The 16365-nt window shown below is 60.2% G+C and carries 17 protein-coding genes and 1 tRNA gene; 8 read left to right on the top strand and 10 right to left on the bottom strand.

The features are described 5' to 3' along the window. Positions 1 to 8: 8 nt before the first annotated feature. Positions 9 to 1127 carry an alanine dehydrogenase gene (gene ald / locus AC1ECN_RS10070; protein WP_020049625.1) on the bottom strand — a complete coding sequence of 373 codons (1119 nt, stop codon included), beginning with the start codon at positions 1125 to 1127 and terminating at the stop codon, positions 9 to 11. Between the two features lie 157 nt (positions 1128 to 1284). Between ald and AC1ECN_RS10065 the strand changes: the two genes are divergently transcribed. From AC1ECN_RS10065 to AC1ECN_RS10050, 4 genes are all read left to right on the top strand, one after another. Beyond that, on the top strand, positions 1285 to 1746 hold the full coding sequence (locus AC1ECN_RS10065) for an Lrp/AsnC family transcriptional regulator (protein WP_003538804.1): 462 nt from the start codon (positions 1285 to 1287) through the stop codon (positions 1744 to 1746). 72 nt (positions 1747 to 1818) lie between these two features. After that, positions 1819 to 2700 (top strand): DMT family transporter, encoded by an 882-nt coding sequence (locus AC1ECN_RS10060; RefSeq protein ID WP_017993714.1) that lies wholly within the window; start codon positions 1819 to 1821, stop codon positions 2698 to 2700. 84 nt (positions 2701 to 2784) lie between these two features. After that, complete coding sequence (locus tag AC1ECN_RS10055) at positions 2785 to 3189, top strand: PilZ domain-containing protein (protein ID WP_477952888.1); 405 nt, start codon at positions 2785 to 2787, stop codon at positions 3187 to 3189. 254 nt (positions 3190 to 3443) lie between these two features. Next, positions 3444 to 5432 (top strand): bifunctional 2',3'-cyclic-nucleotide 2'-phosphodiesterase/3'-nucleotidase, encoded by a 1989-nt coding sequence (locus tag AC1ECN_RS10050; RefSeq protein WP_130725853.1) that lies wholly within the window; start codon positions 3444 to 3446, stop codon positions 5430 to 5432. Positions 5433 to 5474: 42 nt separating this feature from the next. On the opposite strand, the gene AC1ECN_RS10045 is transcribed toward AC1ECN_RS10050, so the two are convergent. Further along, positions 5475 to 6443 (bottom strand): LysR family transcriptional regulator, encoded by a 969-nt coding sequence (locus AC1ECN_RS10045; protein WP_027689014.1) that lies wholly within the window; start codon positions 6441 to 6443, stop codon positions 5475 to 5477. Between the two features lie 139 nt (positions 6444 to 6582). Between AC1ECN_RS10045 and AC1ECN_RS10040 the strand changes: the two genes are divergently transcribed. After that, positions 6583 to 7197, top strand: coding sequence for an FMN-dependent NADH-azoreductase (locus tag AC1ECN_RS10040; RefSeq protein WP_018073305.1), 615 nt, complete (start codon positions 6583 to 6585; stop codon positions 7195 to 7197). Positions 7198 to 7245: 48 nt separating this feature from the next. Here the strand turns inward: AC1ECN_RS10040 and AC1ECN_RS10035 are convergent, their stop codons facing one another. Then, complete coding sequence (locus AC1ECN_RS10035) at positions 7246 to 7821, bottom strand: TetR/AcrR family transcriptional regulator (protein ID WP_018073304.1); 576 nt, start codon at positions 7819 to 7821, stop codon at positions 7246 to 7248. Between the two features lie 162 nt (positions 7822 to 7983). Between AC1ECN_RS10035 and AC1ECN_RS10030 the strand changes: the two genes are divergently transcribed. Continuing rightward, on the top strand, positions 7984 to 8760 hold the full coding sequence (locus AC1ECN_RS10030) for an SDR family oxidoreductase (protein ID WP_018073303.1): 777 nt from the start codon (positions 7984 to 7986) through the stop codon (positions 8758 to 8760). Between the two features lie 57 nt (positions 8761 to 8817). On the opposite strand, the gene AC1ECN_RS10025 is transcribed toward AC1ECN_RS10030, so the two are convergent. The 4 genes from AC1ECN_RS10025 to ilvA form a co-directional block, all read right to left on the bottom strand. Beyond that, positions 8818 to 10047, bottom strand: coding sequence for an MFS transporter (locus tag AC1ECN_RS10025; RefSeq protein ID WP_024320602.1), 1230 nt, complete (start codon positions 10045 to 10047; stop codon positions 8818 to 8820). A gap of 350 nt (positions 10048 to 10397) precedes the next feature. After that, positions 10398 to 11669: a GGDEF domain-containing protein gene (locus AC1ECN_RS10020; protein WP_477952884.1), complete on the bottom strand. Its 1272-nt coding sequence runs from the start codon at positions 11667 to 11669 to the stop codon at positions 10398 to 10400. 236 nt (positions 11670 to 11905) lie between these two features. Continuing rightward, positions 11906 to 12232, bottom strand: a complete 327-nt coding sequence (locus tag AC1ECN_RS10015; RefSeq protein ID WP_024320601.1) for an HlyU family transcriptional regulator — start codon at positions 12230 to 12232, stop codon at positions 11906 to 11908. Positions 12233 to 12269: 37 nt separating this feature from the next. After that, positions 12270 to 13520, bottom strand: coding sequence for a threonine ammonia-lyase (gene ilvA, locus AC1ECN_RS10010; protein ID WP_018073299.1), 1251 nt, complete (start codon positions 13518 to 13520; stop codon positions 12270 to 12272). Between the two features lie 138 nt (positions 13521 to 13658). Between ilvA and AC1ECN_RS10005 the strand changes: the two genes are divergently transcribed. Next, complete coding sequence (locus tag AC1ECN_RS10005) at positions 13659 to 14093, top strand: VanZ family protein (protein WP_018073297.1); 435 nt, start codon at positions 13659 to 13661, stop codon at positions 14091 to 14093. Positions 14094 to 14109: 16 nt separating this feature from the next. Here the strand turns inward: AC1ECN_RS10005 and AC1ECN_RS10000 are convergent, their stop codons facing one another. The 3 genes from AC1ECN_RS10000 to wrbA all read right to left on the bottom strand — a co-directional run bounded on the left by AC1ECN_RS10000 (position 14110) and on the right by wrbA (position 15282). Further along, the gene (locus AC1ECN_RS10000) at positions 14110 to 14241 is read right to left on the bottom strand and encodes a hypothetical protein (protein ID WP_003538776.1); all 132 of its coding nucleotides are present in this window, start codon (positions 14239 to 14241) and stop codon (positions 14110 to 14112) included. Positions 14242 to 14381: 140 nt separating this feature from the next. Further along, positions 14382 to 14466 (bottom strand) — tRNA-Leu (locus AC1ECN_RS09995). A gap of 219 nt (positions 14467 to 14685) precedes the next feature. Next, positions 14686 to 15282, bottom strand: a complete 597-nt coding sequence (wrbA, locus tag AC1ECN_RS09990; RefSeq protein ID WP_018073296.1) for an NAD(P)H:quinone oxidoreductase type IV — start codon at positions 15280 to 15282, stop codon at positions 14686 to 14688. A 221-nt stretch (positions 15283 to 15503) separates the two neighbouring features. Here wrbA and AC1ECN_RS09985 point away from each other — a divergent pair, with 221 nt between their 5' ends. After that, positions 15504 to 16280 (top strand): competence/damage-inducible protein A, encoded by a 777-nt coding sequence (locus AC1ECN_RS09985; RefSeq protein ID WP_024320598.1) that lies wholly within the window; start codon positions 15504 to 15506, stop codon positions 16278 to 16280. Positions 16281 to 16365 lie beyond the last annotated feature (85 nt).

Here is a 16365-nt window from a genome sequence, read left to right as displayed (position 1 = left end):
CAGCTAGCTTACGCTACGTTCAGCACGCTCTCCGGCGCGAAGGCCTCGTAGCCCAGCGCGTCGGCGACCGGCTTGCTGGTGATGCGGCCCTTGTGCACGTTGAGGCCGTTCCTCAGATGCTTGTCTTCGGCGATGGCGCGCAGGCCGCGGTCGGCAAGCGCCAGGCCATGAACCAAGGTGGCATTGTTCAGCGCGTGCGCCGAGGTGACCGGCACGGCGCCCGGCATGTTGGCGACGCAATAATGCACGACGCCGTCGACTTCGTAAGTCGGATCGGAATGGGTCGTCGCATGCGAGGTCTCGAAGCAGCCGCCCTGGTCGATGGCGACATCGACGATGACGGAGCCCTTCTTCATGCCGGACAGCATCTCGCGGGTAACGAGCTTCGGAGCGGCAGCACCCGGGATCAGCACGGCGCCGATAATGAGATCGGCCGAGAAGACTTCCTCCTCCAGCGCCTGGATGCTGGAATAACGCGTGTGGATTCGGCCTGCGAAGATATCGTCAAGCTGGCGCAGACGCGGCAGCGACTTGTCGAGGATGCTGACATCGGCGCCGAGGCCGGCGGCCATCCTGGCCGCATGCAGGCCAACGACGCCGCCACCGATGACCGCGACCTTGGCCGGCAACACGCCGGGCACGCCACCGAGCAGGACGCCGAGGCCACCATTGGCCTTCTGCAGCGCCGTCGCTCCTGCCTGGATCGACAGGCGTCCGGCGACCTCCGACATCGGCGCCAGCAACGGCAGGCCGCCGCGCTCGTCAGTCACCGTCTCATAGGCGATCGCGGTGACGCCCGAGGCGATGAGACCCTTGGTCTGTTCGGGATCCGGCGCCAGGTGCAGATAGGTGTAGAGAAGCTGGCCGTCACGGAGCTGCGCCCATTCGGCAGGCTGCGGCTCCTTCACCTTGACGATCATGTCGCACTTTTCGAAGATATCCTTGGCGGAGGCGGCGATCTTGGCGCCAGCCGCGGCATAGGCAGCATCATCAGCGCCGATACCGACGCCTGCCTTGGTCTCCACCCAGACCTCGTGGCCGTGGGCAACATATTCTCGCACCGAAGCCGGCGTCAGGCCGACGCGATATTCATGATTCTTGATTTCCTTCGGGCAACCGACACGCATGGGCGTTTCCTCTCATTTTATCTCCGCGGCCGCGGATTTTTTCAGATGAGGAATCCAACCATCAAGACAGTGAAATGTCCTTGCAAAGACGATTTGCGAAGACGCGATTTTTCGGCGATTATTGCATTCATCCTATCTTTTTTCGAAGGTTCTTCGAATGGCTGATCTCGATACCATCGATCTTGCGATTCTTCGGGCATTGCAGGCCAATGCCCGGATCACCAATGCCGAGCTTGCCGAAAGGATCGGATTGTCGCCTTCGGCCTGTTCGCGCCGGCTCGACATCTTGGAAAGAAGCGGCGTCATCGGCGGCTACCATGCGCGGCTTTCACACAAGGCGCTCGACTACAAGATGATCGCCATCGTGCATATCTCGCTCTCCGGCCAGTTCGCCAAGACGCTGGCGGAATTCGAGGCAGCGGTGAAGCTCTGCCCGAACGTGCTCGTCTGTTACCTCATGTCGGGCGAATACGACTATATCCTCAGGGTCGCCGCCCGCGACCTCGAGGACTATGAGCGGATCCACCGCGACTGGCTGTCGGCCCTGCCCCATGTCGTCAAGATCAATTCCAGCTTCGCGCTCAGAGAAATCATCGACAAGCCGAATGTCGGGCTTTGAGGCCTTGCATCTTCGCCGAAAGCCTGCCCAGACTTTTCACGCTCGCGGGCGTTTCCCGCTCATTGGCAAGTCATGACATCGAAGACCCAAGGCTATATTTTCGTTCTGCTGGCGCTCACCATCTTTTCACTGCAGGACGCCATCTCGAAACATCTGGCGACGGCCTATCCGCCGATCTTCGTGACGATGATCCGCTATTGGGCCTTTGCGCTTTTCACGATCATCCTCGCTTCGAAGATGCGCGGTGGGATCAAGGCGACGGCCCGCACCAAACGCCCCTTCCTGCAGGTGACGCGCGGCGTTCTGCTTGCAGTCCAGGTGGTTCTCGCCATCACCTGCTTTGCCGTGATCGGCCTTGCCCGTTCACAGGCGATCTTTTCCGCGACGCCGATCCTGATCGCGCTGCTGGCGATGCCGATCCTCGGCGAACGGGTCGGGTGGCGGCGGTGGGCAGCGATCGGCGCCGGACTGTTCGGAGTGCTGCTGATCCTGAAGCCCGAAGGCGAATTTTTCGACCTTAAGCTGCTTCTCGCCGTCCTTTCCTGCTTCAACTTCGCCTTCTACGTCATCGCCACCCGCCTGGTCAGCCGCGACGACTCGTCGATGACCAGCTTCTTCTATACCGGCGTCGTCGGCGGCGTCACGATGACGCTGGTTGGGCCGTTCTATTGGAGCTGGATGGCGCCGGGCGACTGGGGCTGGATGGCGCTCGTCTGCATGACCAGCATCTCCAGCCATTATTTCCTGATCCGCGCCTACGATGTTCTCGATGCCGCCGCCGTCCAGCCGCTGACCTATCTGTCACTTGTCTACGCTTCTATCTTCGGCATGGTGATCTATGGCGAAACGCTCAGCTTCAACATGATCGTCGGCTCGGCGATCGTGGTCGCCGCCGGCATCTTCACCGTCTGGCGCGAACATGTGGTGGGACGCAGGGCCGCTGCTGCCAATTGACGTTTCACTGCAATTTTAGCCAAGCCCCTAAAACCATTTCAATTTTCCGGCGCTATGCTCCCTGGCTATATCAAGGGAGACAGTATGACCCGCAACTTGAAAATCACGGCCCGAAAGGCCGATCGGAAAAACTGCCGCGTGTTCGGCCATGTCAAATACCTGAACAGCCAGGTGGATGCCCGCATCCTCAACCTATCGCCAACCGGTGCCGCCCTGGAGATGAAGGGGCCGCTCCATGCTGCCTCCGGCAGCAAGGTGCGCATCGAGGCCGAAAACCTCGGGCTGCTCGAAGGTGTCATCCGCTGGAAGCATAATGGCCGCGTCGGCATCCAGTTCGACGTGAATTCGAATGCGCGGGCGCAGATCTCCTCCTATTTCCRCTTTTTCCATAAGGAGATGCGGCCGGTACTGGCAGTACGCCCGCTGGTTAGAACCGCCGTCAACGTCGAGCGGACGCCCCACTTAACAACATCGACGCCAAACTCGTAAGGTTGCCCGGCCTTTGCGCCGAAGGAGCGGCTGAGATGCTCCAGCGGCTGCGGTTGACGCTGACGCCGAGGGTGACCGCGCCTTGCGTTTGCGGCAGCCTGGCGCCGACTGACTGAACCATAAATTGCATTTCAGAGCCATGACGCTTTTCCGGCGGATTGTTTTGACGTCCTGTCATTTTCGCAGTGTACTCCTCGCCAAATCGTCCTAATTCTGACGGGCCGGACGATGCATGACCCTGAAGGAGAGTTTCCATGTCTTCCAATTTCGATGTTGGCGTAATGAGCCGCCGTTCCCTGCTCGGCGGCCTCGCCGCCACTTCCGCCCTGGTGCTGCTGCATCCTTTCAGCGCCCGCGCCAGCGCCAACCAGGCGCATCTCAGGCTCATGGCAACGACCGACATTCACGTTAATGTCTTCCCCTATGACTATTATGCCGACAAGCCGAACGACACGATGGGTCTTGCGCGCACCGGGACGATCATCGACGGGATCCGCGCCGAGGCTATCAACTCACTGCTGATCGACAATGGCGACGTGCTGCAGGGCAATCCGATGGGCGACTACATGGCCTATCAGCACGGCATGAAGGACGGCGACGTCCATCCGGTGATCAAGGCGATGAACACGCTCGGCTATACGGTTGGCACGCTCGGCAATCACGAGTTCAACTACGGCCTCGACTTCATGTTCAAGGTCCTATCAGGCGCGAACTTCCCCTTCGTCTGCGCCAACCTGACCAAGGGCCAGCTCGCCTCGGACCCGAAGCAGGACGATCTCTTCTTCAAGCCCTACATCATTCTGGAAAAGCAGATCAAAGACGGCGCCGGCAATGAGAGCCCCGTCAAGATCGGCTTCATCGGCTTCGTACCGCCGCAGATCATGCTCTGGGACATCAAGAACCTCGAAGGCAAGGCGCAGACGCGCGACATCGTCGAGGCCGCCAAGGCCTGGGTTCCCGCCATGAAGGAAGCCGGCGCCGATATCATCATTGCGCTCTCGCATTCCGGCATCGACGGCAGCGCACCATCCGAAAAGATGGAGAACGCCTCGCTGCATCTCGCCGCCGTCGATGGGATCGACGCGATCTTCACCGGCCACCAGCATCTCGTCTTCCCCGGCCCGAAGAGCTGGGACGGCGTCGCCAATGCCGACCCCGCCAAGGGTACGCTGCACGGCAAGCCCGCCGTGATGGCCGGCTTCTGGGGCTCGCATCTCGGCCTTATCGACCTGCTGCTCGAAAAGGACGGCAACAGCTGGAAGATCGTCGATTTCACCTCGGAAGCACGGCCGATCTATCATCGCGACGACAAGAAGAAGGTGGTTGCCGACTACGCCGACAAGAAGGACGTGGTCGAAGCCGCCAAGGCCGAGCACGAAGCGACACTTGCCTATGTCCGCACCCCGGTCGGCAAGACGTCAGCACCGCTCTATTCCTACTTCGCACTCGTCGCCGACGATCCCTCGGTGCAGGTCGTCAGCCAAGCCCAGACCTGGTACATCAAGCAGATGCTCGCCGACACCGAGTTCAAGGACCTGCCGGTGCTTTCGGCGGCGGCTCCCTTCAAGGCCGGCGGTCGCGGCGGCGCCGATTACTATACCGATGTTCCGGCCGGCGATATCGCCATCAAGAACGTCGCCGACCTCTATCTCTACCCGAACACGGTGCAGGCTGTTGCCATCACCGGCGCCCAGGTGAAGAACTGGCTCGAAATGTCAGCCGGCATGTTCAATCACATCGAGGCCGGCTCGAACGATGCGGCGCTGCTCAATACCGATTTCCCCTCCTACAATTTCGACGTGATCGACGGCGTCACCTACCAGATCGACCTGTCGCAGCCGCCGAAATATGATTCATCAGGCAAGCCGATCCATCCGGACGCCAACCGCATCCAGAACCTCGCCTTCAACGGCAAGCCGATCGACCCGGCTCAAAAGTTCGTCGTCGTCTCGAACAACTACCGCGCCGGCGGCGGTGGCAATTTCCCTGAGATCACCGCGGATAAGGTGATCTTCCAGGCGCCGGATACCAACCGCGACGTTATCGTCCGCTATATCCATGATCAGGGCACGATCAATCCGTCGGCTGACGCAAACTGGACCTTCAAGCCACTCGCGGGCACGACCGCGACCTTCGAAAGCGGCCCGAAGGCGAAGCAGTTCCTCGCCGAGGTCAAGAGCGTGAAGATCGAGGATGCCGGCGAAGGGGCCGATGGTTTCTCGAAGTTCAGGCTGGTTCTTTAAGCCGAAGAGGATGCCGGCGAAGGCGCGTCCGCCGCGCCTTCGTCATTCGGCCGCGAGCGGTGTCGCGGGTTCCTGGAGTTCCGCCATCTGCGCATGAAAATCGGCCTGGTTCGGGCAATGGGAAAGCCGCGTGCGGAACGCGTCGATCATCCAGGTGGCGGCAGGTCCGGGCGGGTTGGCGAGTTGGCGCACCGAATATATCGGATACTCCCCCTGTTCGTAGGCATCCAGATCGAGATGGACGAGCGTGCCGCCAACGAGATCGTCATGGATCACGGAAGCCGGAAGGCCGCCCCAGCCAAGGCCGGCCTTGATGAGCTGGTGCTTCGTTGCAATATCACTGACGCGCCATGTCTTGTAGGACAGAACGTTGAAATCGCGCCCCTTCGTCCGGCCCGACGCATCGGTGACGACGAGTTGCACTTCCTCGCGGACGTCGCCGAGCGTCAGTGGCCGGCCGATCCCGGCAAGCGGGTGGTTGCGCGCGGCAACCGGCAACATGAAGGAATGACCGATCCGTTCCGTGACGATCGAATCGTCCTGCTTGACGACCGCGCCACCAATCCCGATCGTCGCCTTGCCGCTGAGGACGAGATCCATGACCATTCCGAGCTCGCCGACATTGAGGCTCAACGAAACGGATGGAAACATCTCGCGGAATTCGTGGAGGACGTCCACCAGGGCTCGCGAAGGCACCATGACGCTGATGGCGACCGAAACCTCCGCTTCGAGCCCTTCCCTCAGGCTCTTGACGCGCGCCCGCATGACCTGCAGGTCGCCCAGAATGCGCCGCGCATCCTCCAGCATCGCCTTGCCAGCCTCCGTCAGCCTCGGCTGGCGTGCGCCGAAGCGCTCGAAAAGCGGCACTTCGAGCTGTGCTTCCAGATTGGCGATCGTATAGCTCACGACTGACTGTGCCCGGTTCAGCGCCCGCGAAGCGGCCGAAAAGCTGCCGGTCTCGGCAACGGTCAAAAACACCTGCAATTGGTCCAGAGTCGGGTTCGGCAGCATCTTCTATCCATTCCATCGATAGTTTCGATCGACATTATCACCGTTTTTTCGATAGCAGGCCAGACCTATTTTCCTCATCGAGACTGCGGCTCACCTCCCAGCAACGGGCCGTCAAATCCCATTCGAAAGGAAATGCACCATGTCGTCCATCCTTCTTCTGACGTCCAGCCCGCGCGCCGAATCGCTCTCGACGCCGATCGCCGTCGATCTCGCCGAAAAGCTGAAGAGCCAGAATCCGGGCAGCGTCGTCGTTCGCCGCGACCTTGCCGCCAACCCGCTGCCGCATATCGATGACCTCTTCACCGGCGCGATCCGCAAGCCGCCCGAGGCCCGCACCGCTGAGGAAACCGTTGCCGTCAAGACTTCCGACGAGCTTGTCAACGAACTGCTCGCCGCCGACACGATCGTCATCAGCACCGGCCTCATCAACTTCAACATCTATTCGTCGCTGAAGACCTGGATCGACAACGTCGCCCGTGCCGGGCTGACCTTCAAATACACGGAAAGTGGTCCGGTCGGCCTCGCAACCGGCAAGAAGGTTTATGTGGTGCTCGCCTCGGGTGGCGTCTACTCGCAGGGCCCGGCCGCCGCCTTGAACCATGCCGTACCGTACCTGAAGTCGGTTCTCGGCTTCCTCGGCATCAGCGATATCGAGACCATTTATGTCGAAGGCCTGGCCTTCGGTCCGGAAGCTGCCGAAAAGGCCATCGACGCCGCCAAGTCGCGCGTCCAGGAAATCGCACTGGCGGCCTGATCGGCTCTTCGACGCTCCATGGAACGGCCGGCCTTTGCCGGCCGTTTTTCATTTGTCGATATCGGCGACAAAATCCCGGACCGTTGCCAGGATTTCGGCCGAGAGTTCCTCATCGGACGAAATCCTGGCAAGGCCGACCCCGCCGGTCATCATCGCGAAGGCCATGATCGCCCTGCGCCGCCGTTCGCTATCGTCCGCTCCCGCAGCCTTGCTCGCCAATGACGCGAAATTGCGCCGGAGCCCGTCCGTCGCAATCCCCCGCGCCTTCTCGCCGCTGCGTGATATATCGGAGGTCAGCGCGGCAAAAGGGCAGCCTTCACCGGGATTGTCGCGATGATAGGCGCTCACATARCGATCGGCGACATCGGCAGCCGTCATCTCCGCCGGGTTCACCCCCTCGGCCTCCAGCTTGCGTCCCCATGAATCGAAAGCGGACTGGATCGCCTCGGCGACCAGATCGTCGCGGGAGGCGAAATGCTTGTAGAAGCCGCCGACGGTCAGTCCGGCCTCCTTCATCAGGTCGGCGACGCCAATACCTTCGAGCCCCTCCTCGCGCAGCCGCTTCGACGCGGTCTCGACAATCTTCTCGTGCGTCTTCTGTTTTTCCAGCTGCGAACGACCCATCGGACATCTCCCCGGCACCAATCGAATGAGCATGATGTCGGCCGAAAACCGCTTACACTTTTCGGCATCATGCTTCTCTTGACTCATGTGGATTATCATCATAATCCTTATGGATAACGATCATAATCCAGATCGTTGCCAATTCCAAGAGGAGCATGAATCATGCGTCTAAGAAATAAGGTCGCCCTGATTACCGGCGGAAACAGCGGCATCGGTCTTGCGACCGCCAGGGTCTTCATCGACGAGGGTGCCAGTGTTGTGATCACCGGCCGCAACCCGGAAACGCTCGCTGCCGCCGAAAAGGCGCTCGGGGCCGGTGTGCTGGCGCTGAAGGTCGATGTCACCGATGCCGCCGCCACCGAGAAGGCCTTTGCGGAAGCCGCCGGAAAGGTCGGCAAGTTCGACATCGTCTTCGCCAATGCCGGTATCGGCGGCGCGACGCCGCTCGGCGAGACATCGCCGGAGCAGTTCAACCAGATCATCAGCACCAATCTCACGGCGGTTTTCTTCACCGTGCAATCGGCCCTGCCGCATCTCAATGACGGCGCTTCGGTGATCCTCAACGGTTCGGTGCATGCCGTGCTCGGCGCTCCCGGCTGGTCGGCCTATGCGGCGACCAAGGCGGCGGTCCGTGCAATGACGCGCAATATGGCATCCGAGCTTGCGCCGCGTGGCATCCGCGTCAATCAAGTGACGCCCGGCGGCACGAAGACGCCGATCTGGTCGCCGATGGCCCAGACGGAAGACGCCATGTCGGCACTCGAGGCGCGCATCGGCGGCATGAGCCCGCTCGGCCGCATGAGCGAAGCCGACGAGATCGCCAAGGCGGCGCTCTATCTGGCCTCGGATGATGCGGCCAATGTCACCGGCATCGAGATCACAGTCGACGGCGGCATGACGAGTGCGCCCTCCGGCGCCAAGATCTTCCGCGCTGCCTGAGTGAGCCGGGCTGGGCAGGTCAAGCTTGCCCGGCCCCTCGCCGACCTCGGTCACCCGTCATAGAGTGCTTGTATTGTCTCTTACGGATGCTTTGTTTCGTTCTTGCGTTGCACGGTGGGCAACACGAAAGAGGACGATTGCCAAATTCAGGACGGCAAGCAGGAGCAAGACACAGAGCATGGTCTGGATGCCGGAGGAAACGATCAGATTTCCGGCGATTAGTGGAAAGCCGAAGACGCCGATGGAATAGGCGAGCGAGAATAACAAAAGCGACTGCGGCATAAGGCCAGTTGGAGCCTCATTGGCCGCCAGGCCGTTAATAACGGAATAGGTCAACCCATAGCCCACCCCCAGCATCGTTGCGCCTCCCAGATAGGCAAGCTGATTTGATGTCAGCATCAGGAACAGCAGGATCGATGCCAGCGTCAGGCTTGTCAGGACCAAAAGCGAATAGAGTGGGTCTTTCTTGACCACATATCCCGCCACGAACAGCCGACTCAGAATCGCGGCGGACATGAAGCCGATGAAGAACAGGGAGTAGTCGAACCCGTGCGCCTTGGCGTAGCTGGTCTGAAAGCTGGACAACCCGCCGAAAATCGCGCCGCCGATGCCGACCATAATGATGGAATAGATGGCCTGCGAGCCGATCACCTCACGTGCTGAACCAAACGAGATCTTGTTGACATGAGGCAAAATCTTGCCGGCCTTGGTCAGTCGGATATGGAGCAAAAAGTAAAGCGCACCGCCGGCAAGACTGGCAAGGAACGCAAATGCGAAGGCCGCCTCGATCGGCATCGACCAGCTGGTAGCAATGCGGCCAATGATCGGTCCGGCGCCGATGCCCGACATCATTGATCCCGAAAGCAGGGCAAAAAACCTGATCCGGTGTTCGGGTTCGACGATCGCAGCGACCAGAATGGGTCCGAGCGCATAGAAGGTACCCCAGCCTATGCCGAGGATGAAACCGACCGCCATCAGGCTCAGCCCAACTGAGGGAACCATGGCGAATCCCAGCGCTGACGCGGCAAGAAACAGCCCCGAAACAGCCACCGCCCGCGCCGAGCCGATGGCATCCGCGATGTGGCCGGACAGGATCACGAGAATGACGGTGCTAACAGTCGCAGCCGAAATGATCAGGCCGGCCAGCGCCTCGTCGCCGCCACGCTGGCCAACCAGCACCGGGATCAGAAAGGTCACGCCATAAGCGATCGAAAGAAGAAACCCGCCGATACACAAAACGGTAAACTCGCCGCCATCGACTTTCTTCCGTGCAATTGAATCACTCATGTCTCCACGCCCCTCGCAGGAAAACTCATCCGGGATATTTCCGCAATGGAGATCACGTTTGCATTTTACGAACAAGCCGTTTTTATGTTTCTAATAACCTATTGAAAATACATATATAGACAGGCAAGTGTTTCGGTTTAAGCAACATCCTCAACATCCCCGGCCGAAGCACTGCATCGATCGATAATTAGGAAGCCGACTCCCGCGCCATCAGCATCGATGCGCGCAAGCGTATTCAGGCGAATCTCGAGGATACCTAAGGGTTGGCCACGTTCAGCCAAATGGTGGAAGTGCCTCAATCGAGGCCGGCCGGACCAACTGGGTTGGTCGGGCTAACTGAGTTAGCCGGGCTAACTGAGTTTCACCACGCCGGAGCGGCCGACGACGCAGTTGCGGCCGCTCTTCTTTGCCGCGTAGAGCCTGCCGTCGGCAGCCGTCAGCACGGCGGTGAAATCGACGCCGTCTTCGTCGGCGGTCGCAACGCCGATACTGACCGTGACCGGCCTGTCATCCGGYGTCTTGACGCTGGTCGCGATCGTCCAGCGCAGGCGCTCGGCAAGCAGCAGACCTTCTTCATGGTCGGTGCCCGGACAGACGGCGACGAATTCCTCGCCGCCGAAGCGGAAGACGCGGTCGCTGGAACGCAGTGTCGTACCGAGCCGAGCGGCGATCGCTTTCAGAACCTCGTCGCCCTGGARATGGCCGTAGCCGTCATTGACATCCTTGAAGTGATCGGCGTCGATAATAAGGACGGTGGCGAATAACCCCTGCTTCAGTGCCTCGAGCAGCATCAGCGGCGCTTCCATTTCCATGCGCGTCCGATCGTAGACGCCAGTGAGCATGTCGCGGCCGGTGCGCTCCAGAAGAGCGTTGTAGCGCTCGCGGAACGTCAGGTCGCCGAACACGTCGCTGATGGAGCGTGCGGACCCGGCTGCTCCGCCGCGGCGAATACGATATTCATAGAATGCAAACATCGCCGCGTAGAGGCAGACGGCAAGCATTTTTGCCTTCCAACCGCCCCAGAATGCGGCGATCGGCACGTCTAAGAAATAATGCAGCGCGGCGAAGAAGCCGATCTGGTCGAAGGTCAGCAGCACGAAGCCCGAAATCAGGAAACGTAGGACGACGCGGCGGCGGAAGAAATCGCCGAGTTTTTCGTAAAGCAGAATGATGCCGAGCGAATCGACATAGAGCAGCGCCGTGCCCCAAACCATCAGCCAGCCCATCTCCTTGAGGAAATCGACGTCGGGTGTGTGGTTGGTCGACATCTGCAGCGGCTGGTGCAACTGCAGCACCCAGGCAATACCGACGGTGAGCAGGTTGCCGAGGAACAGGCCGTAGATCGGCTGGCGCACCGTCGCGGCATCCTCCTGCAGGTAAAGCATCAGGATCATCATCAACTTGCCGGAGAAGAAGACGGATGAACCCGGCGACACATCCCCGAACGGCAGCGAGACATAGAAGACCGCCGCCAGATAGGTCTCCATGAAATGCATGACGCCGAGCGCCGTCAGGAAAACCCCGAGACCGAGCCGATGACGGAAATGCAGAAGCGTTACCATCAGCACGAAATAGGCGATGGCTTCGACGACGAAGAGAAGGAGGTTGAGTGTCTCCATCATGAGACCTCGGCTCCGGACGTTCGGCCTCCTGCTGGCGCGGCGATCGCGACGGCGAATCCTTTGGTCAATCGTCCGAAACAGTCAAACACGGGGGGTGTCCTGCAAATCCTGCAGGCGATACCTTTCACCGCAATCCTTTAAGATTGCGTGAGTGAGAAGGCGCTCGCTGGAGCGCACCCGGGTCACACACAGGAATAGTTGCAGCCGGTATCCAGGAGCTATGCCCGGATCCCGATTCAGACCTGACGAAGCTTCTCGCCGTCACCAAAGAGCGACGAACCATGCTGATCGATGATCTGCTGCGCCTTGCGCACTGTGCATTCGATCGCATCGTCGGAGGACGTAAACAGATCGGCGCGGATGAAATTGCGCACTAGCACCTCCTCGCCGACCTTCTTTTCAATGCGGCCGGCAAGGCGATACTGGCTGCCTTCCCTACGCGGTTCGGCATAGATCGTGCAATCGCCGTAAAGCTGCGGCTCGCCGGAAGGGCCTGCCGCTTCCGTAGCCGGTTTGCTGCCGCCGGAGAACATCGAAAAGATATTTGAAATGAACGAAGCCATGCTCCGCCTTTAGCACGGCGATATCGCTGTCGCCAAGTCAAATGATCAAGTTGGCAAGGATCTCGTTTTCGGTAATATCCTCGTAACCCATGCCGGCTGCTTCGAAATTTCCGATCAGCCGGGCGAAATTCTCAGGCGCTTTGGTTTCGATGCCGATCAGGATGGAGCCGAAGTTGCGCGCCGATTTCTTTAGATATTCGAAGCGGGCGATATCGTCGTCGGGGCCGAGCAGATTGAGGAAATCCCGGAGTGCACCAGGGCGCTGGGCGAGCCGCAGGATGAAGTATTTCTTCAGCCCTGCGTAACGCATGGCTCTTTCCTTTACGTCAGGCAGACGCTCGAAATCGAAATTGCCGCCGGAGACGACGGCAACGATGGTCTTGCCGCGGATCGCTTGGCCGTCCATCGCGGCGATCGCCGTCAGCGACAGGGCGCCGGCCGGCTCCAGCACGACGCCCTCGACATTCAGCATCTCCTGAATGGTGACGCAGATGGCGTTCTCCGGCATGAGTTGCACTTGCTCGGCCGGAAAATCGCGAAGAGCCGCGAAATTCAGGTCGCCGATGCGCGCCACTGCAGCGCCATCGACGAAATTGTCGACCTTGGGAAGCGTCGTCACCTTGCCCGCTTCGATGCTGCGCTTAAGGCTCGGCGCGCCGGCCGGCTCAGTGAAGACGAAAGCCGATTTCGGCACCGTGCCGTCGAGATAGCCGGTGATGCCGGCGGCAAGTCCGCCGCCGCCAACCGGCAGGACGACCATGTCCGGCACTGTTCCCTCCGGCAGCTGCTGCATGATTTCGGCGGCGACGGTCGCCTGGCCTTCGATGATGTCGGCATGGTCGAAGGGCGGCACCATGACTCCACCGACCGCCTCCACATGTTCGCGGGCGGCTTGGTAGCACTGGTCGAAGAAGTCGCCGAACAGCCGGATGGTGATGAATTCAGCGCCGAACATACGGGTCTTGTCGATCTTCTGTTGCGGTGTCGTCACCGGCATGAAGACGACGCCCGGCACGCCGAAATGGCGGCAGACGAAGGCAAAGCCTTGGGCGTGATTGCCGGCCGAGGCGCAGACGAAGGTCTTTCCGGAGGCACCCTGCCCGATCGCCTTGCGGAAGAAATTGAAGGCGCCGCGGATCTTGTAGGAGCGCACCGGCGACAGGTCCTCGCGCTTCAGCCAGATATCGGCCCCATAGCGGGCCGAAAGGTGATCATTGAGCTGCAGCGGCGTTGCCGGAAAAAGGCTGCGCATCGCCTCTTCGGCGCTTTCGACATCAAGTCTCGTCACAGGCGTGGTCCATTCTCTCAATTAGCCACCGCCGCTATTGCACAGGCCGACCGGCAAAAGAAAGCCCGTTTCGGCCGTTTCCGGTTCGCTCCCGGACCGGTTCGCTCCGAGGAAGGCTTTCTTAAGCCAATCGCGAAATTGGCGGCACATGAACTGATTTTAACTGTCAATGAAAAGGGCGGCCACTTATATGAAGCTATGATGATCTTTAAATTCGCAAAACCGCTCGCCTGGCTGCTGCTCGCCTTCATCATTTTCGTCACGGTTTCGCCGATCGGAGAGAGGCCGGATACAGTCACGATGGTCGATGTTGACCGCGCGGTTGCCTATCTACTCCTCGGCCTCGCCTTCGCGCTTGCCTATCCGAAACAATGGAAAACGGTGGCCGTGCTGCTGATCGTCGGCGCATTCGCCATCGAATGGCTGCAATATTTCGCGCCGAGCCGCCATCCGCGCCTGCATGACGCGAGCATCAAGGCGATGGGCGCAGCCCTCGGGCTTCTGGCCGGCTGGGTGATTAACAGGTGGCGCGATACGAAGGCGCCAAACGCCCTTCCGTTCGCAGAACGCTGATTATCAGCGGGATCGGCTAGAAAGCGCGCAATTGCACCGCCCAGAAGAACAGTGGTATCGCGGCCATCGCAGTTGCGAGAACAAGCGCGACACTGGTCTTGAAGACGCGGATGCGCCTAGTCCTTGCCCCACTCCAATCGTAAACCATCGTCTTACTCCCACAAGACAACACTTACTCAACCGCCGCGGCGCAATCCTTGCACCGAAAATGCCATATGCAAGCAATAACGCGCTTTTATCCACAAAATACACGCATAATACAAGCATATTCGAACGGGATTATGAAGGTGGTGCGGGCGACGGGGGTCGAACCCGTACAGCCAAGGCCGAGGGATTTTAAGTCCCTTGCGTCTACCAGTTTCGCCACGCCCGCTTGCGGCGTTTTCAATATCTTGCGTCATGGGCGATGGGAAGAGCCACAGCCGTAAAAATCATGCCTGTTTTGGCCAGTTGCACCGCAGAATGATCCGTCACACATTTTCCGCCCGAAAGCCGCGGCCGAACAAGGGGCACTCGGTCTGTCGCGAGAGAAAACGGAAAAGACGCGGCGAGCCTCACGCCCGCCGCGCCTTTGTCATTTCAGTATCAAAGATCAGGCGAGCTTGGCAGCAAGCTTGGCGACATGGGCGCCCTGGTATTTTGCGCCTTCCAGCTCGATCTCGGAAGGCTGGCGCGAGCCGTCGCCGTTGGTGATGGTGGAGGCGCCGTAGGGCGAGCCGCCCTTGACTTCCTCGGTGCCCATCTGGCCCTGGAAGGCATAAGGCAGGCCGGCAACGACCATGCCCTGGTGCAGGAAGGTGGGGATGAAGCCGAGGATGGTCGTTTCCTGGCCGCCGTGCTGGGTTGCCGAAGAGGTGAAGACCGAACCGAGCTTGCCGACGAGTTTGCCGGCGAACCAGAGGCCGCCCGTCTGATCCCAGAAATTGCGCATCTGCGAGGCGACCGTGCCGAAGCGGGTGCCGGCGCCGACGATGATCGCGTCATAGTCCGCCAGTTCGTCAACGGTGGCGATCGGGGCCGCCTGGTCGACCTTGTAATAGGAAGCCTTGGCAACATCTTCCGGAACCAGTTCCGGAACGCGCTTGACGGTGACGTCGGCGCCGGCCGACTTCGCGCCTTCGGCAACGGCATAGGCCATGGTTTCGATATGGCCGTAAGCCGAATAATAAAGGACGAGAACCTTCGCCATCTTCAATCTCCCTTGGAGCACTGGTTGAATTTCTTGACCGAGGAGTTCTATCAGCGCCTGTTTCGGAACACAGCCATGCCGTGAAGAACTCAGTGTTCAACATCCGTAGACGAAAATTCACTTGCGTTTTCATTTCAGCAAAAATGAACGTATCCGGCGGCTGTTTGCAAAGCGGCCGAACGGCACTACCTATTCACCAGCCTCAGATCACGGAACATCCCATGAGCCAAGACATCGTCGTCACCGCCGCCATGCTCGCCATCGGCGACGAACTTCTTTCCGGCCGCACCAAGGATAAAAATATCGGCCACCTCGCCGATTTGCTGACGCTTTCCGGCATCGACCTCAAGGAGGTGCGCATCGTCGCCGACGACGAGGAGGCGATCGTCGAGGCGTTGAACGCGCTTCGCGGCAAATATGATTACGTCTTCACCTCGGGCGGTATCGGGCCGACGCATGACGACATCACCGCCGATGCCATCTCCAAGGCTTTCGGTGTGCCCTGCGAATATGACGAGACGGCAATGACGCTGCTTGCCGAGATGTACCGGCGCCGAGAGATGGAATTCACCGAGGCGCGCCAGCGCATGGCGCGCATGCCGCGAGGGGCTGCGCATATCGCCAATCCGGTCTCAACGGCGCCCGGCTTCATCATCGGCAACGTCCATGTCATGGCCGGCGTGCCGCAGGTCTTCCAGGCGATGGTCGACAATGTGCTGCCGACGCTTCGAAGCGGCACGCCGGTGCTTTCGCTCGCCATCGCCTGCCCTTACGGCGAAGGCGAGATCGGCACGCCCTTGACCGCTATCCAGAAAGCACATCCGGAAACCAGCATCGGTTCCTACCCGCGCTATATCGGCCAGAAATTCTCAACAGAGATCGTCGTGCGCGGCCGCTCGCAGGCGGCAATCGATGCAGCCGGCGCCGAGGTGCAGGCTATGATCGACGCCATCCGCCAAAAGAAGGACATCGCCGAAAACCATTCCGCGGAGGCCTGAGGGAAACGCCGGAACTCAAAGGCCATCCTTGATCCCTATCAAGGAACAGGAGAACGGTCCGGTGCATTCCTTCCCTCGCGCACGC

The sequence above is a fragment of the Rhizobium sp. 01N447_2 genome (assembly GCF_056399245.1).
Note: the sequence above shows the minus strand (reverse complement) of the source record. Positions and strands in the feature narration are given on the sequence as shown.

Coding starts and splice junctions, on each gene's coding strand:
- AC1ECN_RS10030 (WP_018073303.1), top strand. CDS start 7,984: ATGCGTCTAAGAAATAAGGTCGCCCTGATTACCGGCGGAAACAGCGGC.
- AC1ECN_RS10025 (WP_024320602.1), bottom strand. CDS start 10,047: ATGAGTGATTCAATTGCACGGAAGAAAGTCGATGGCGGCGAGTTTACC.
- wrbA (WP_018073296.1), bottom strand. CDS start 15,282: ATGGCGAAGGTTCTCGTCCTTTATTATTCGGCTTACGGCCATATCGAA.
- AC1ECN_RS10060 (WP_017993714.1), top strand. CDS start 1,819: ATGACATCGAAGACCCAAGGCTATATTTTCGTTCTGCTGGCGCTCACC.
- AC1ECN_RS09985 (WP_024320598.1), top strand. CDS start 15,504: ATGAGCCAAGACATCGTCGTCACCGCCGCCATGCTCGCCATCGGCGAC.
- AC1ECN_RS10000 (WP_003538776.1), bottom strand. CDS start 14,241: ATGGTTTACGATTGGAGTGGGGCAAGGACTAGGCGCATCCGCGTCTTC.
- AC1ECN_RS10065 (WP_003538804.1), top strand. CDS start 1,285: ATGGCTGATCTCGATACCATCGATCTTGCGATTCTTCGGGCATTGCAG.
- AC1ECN_RS10050 (WP_130725853.1), top strand. CDS start 3,444: ATGTCTTCCAATTTCGATGTTGGCGTAATGAGCCGCCGTTCCCTGCTC.
- AC1ECN_RS10045 (WP_027689014.1), bottom strand. CDS start 6,443: ATGCTGCCGAACCCGACTCTGGACCAATTGCAGGTGTTTTTGACCGTT.
- AC1ECN_RS10040 (WP_018073305.1), top strand. CDS start 6,583: ATGTCGTCCATCCTTCTTCTGACGTCCAGCCCGCGCGCCGAATCGCTC.
- ald (WP_020049625.1), bottom strand. CDS start 1,127: ATGCGTGTCGGTTGCCCGAAGGAAATCAAGAATCATGAATATCGCGTC.
- AC1ECN_RS10015 (WP_024320601.1), bottom strand. CDS start 12,232: ATGGCTTCGTTCATTTCAAATATCTTTTCGATGTTCTCCGGCGGCAGC.